Origin of the sequence: Microbacterium sp. Leaf351, assembly GCF_001423825.1 — a bacterium.
Lineage (GTDB): Bacteria > Actinomycetota > Actinomycetes > Actinomycetales > Microbacteriaceae > Microbacterium > Microbacterium ginsengisoli.
On record NZ_LMPK01000033.1, the window covers coordinates 224,378 to 226,152 of the forward strand.

The window sequence follows — 1,775 nt, forward strand, 5'->3', positions numbered from 1 at the left end:
CGTGGCGACGTGCGGGTGCGGACATGATGTGCCTCCTCGGCAATCGGTGGATGGGGATGGCGCGGCGAACGCCGCCCCGGTCGGGGCGGTGCGGATGCCGCGGGTCAGGGGACGAGCACGACGGCGCCCGCCTGCGCCAGGGCGTCCACGCCCTCGGCGAGCGGGCGCGTGGGAGCGGCGGGACGAAGGCCCGTGCGCAGCACCAGGTCGGCGACGGCCGTGTAGGCGATCTCGCGCTCGGCGGCCGACGCGAGGAAGTTGGAGTGCCCGATGATGCGCGCGCCGCGGTTGCGGAACGCGGGGGCCAGGATGCTCGCCTCGGCGCCGGCCGAGTTGCCGACCTGCGCGATGCGCGCGCCCGTGGCGAGGTGTCGGGCGGCGACCGCGAGCGGCATGCCCCAGGTGAGGTCGATGACCACGTCGATGCCGCCCGCGGCGGCGAGCTGCGCGTCGAGGGCATCGGCGTCGACCGCGAGCACCCCGTGACCGCCCCGCGCCCCGATAGCCTCGAGTCCGGCCTCGGTGCGGGCGGTCGCGAGCACCGTCGCCCCGAGGTCGACGGCCGCGGCGACGGCAAGGGTGCCCGCCGATCCCGTTCCGCCGAGCACGAGCACGGTCTCCCCGGGCTGCGTCTGGGCGGCACGGTGCAGCGCGAGCCACGCGGCGATCCCCGGCACCCCGATCGCCGCCGCCGTCACCGGGTCGAGCCCGTCGGGCACCGGCACGCTCTCGGCACCGCGCAGCGGCACGACGTCGGCGAACGTGCCGAACGGCGCGGGCGGCGCGCTCACGTAGAGAAGCCCGCCCGCGGCATCCTGCACCACGCCGGAGAGGCCGGCGACGGCGCCGGGTGCGAGCGGGCGGAAGGGCATGGTCCCGGTGGCGATCACCCGGTCGACGGGGTTCACCGCCGCCGCGACGAGCGTCGCCGGCGTCGCATCAGCCGATGGCTCCTCGATCTCGGTGAGCACGATGCCGCCGGTGGCGGCGAGGGTGAGGGCGCGCATGTCGGCACCTGCCTTCCGGCCGCCCGTCGGGTGCGGCGGCCGGATTCATCGTCGATCCGGCGCCCCGGCGCCACAAGAATCGGAAAACGATCGCGGCCATCACCGAATGTGATGGATGCCGAGGCTCACCGCACTCGCGCGACGTCGAACTGCAGACGGGGGTGGGCGTACGCCTCCTGCGACTCGACGAGCAGCAGCTCCCGAGATCCCGCGTCGTGCGTGCGCTGCAGCAGATCGAAGACGCTCGACGTGGTGCGCGCAAGCGCGGCCTGCGCATCGCCGGTCGCGCGGTAATGCGCGGTGAACAGGGCCGCCGTCACATCGCCCGACCCGTTCGCCTTCATGCCGATCATGGGCGTCTGCACGAGCCAGGCGCCGTCCCCGTTCACGACGAGCATCTCGATCGTGCCCTCCGGGCGGTCGGGGCGGGCGACGCTCGTGACGAGCACGGTCTCGGGGCCGGAGGCCCGCACGAGGTCGGCCGCTTCGAGCGTCGAGGCGATCGTGTCGGGAGAGGTGCCCGTGAGGAATCCCAGCTCGAACTGGTTGGGGGTGACGAGGTCGGCGGCGGGCACGACCCGGTCGCGCAGCAGATCGGGGATTGCGGGGGCCACGAAGCATCCCGACACGGCGTTTCCCATCACCGGGTCGCAGGCGTAGATGGCGTCGGGGTTCGCGGCCTTGACCCGCGCGACCGCGTCGAGGATGACATCGGCGATGCCCTCGCTGCCCTGATAGCCCGACAGCACTACGTCGATCTCGGGGAAG

Annotated in this window: 2 protein-coding genes; both read right to left on the bottom strand. The window is 74.0% G+C overall.

The window, feature by feature from the left end:
- Nucleotides 1-104 precede the first annotated feature (104 nt).
- Nucleotides 105-1,007 carry a quinone oxidoreductase family protein gene (locus ASG00_RS09420; protein WP_056208923.1) on the bottom strand — a complete coding sequence of 301 codons (903 nt, stop codon included), beginning with the start codon at nt 1,005-1,007 and terminating at the stop codon, nt 105-107.
- Nucleotides 1,008-1,132: 125 nt separating this feature from the next.
- A partial coding sequence (pdxY, locus tag ASG00_RS09425; protein ID WP_235559468.1) for a pyridoxal kinase occupies nt 1,133-1,775 on the bottom strand: 643 nt, incomplete at its 5' end.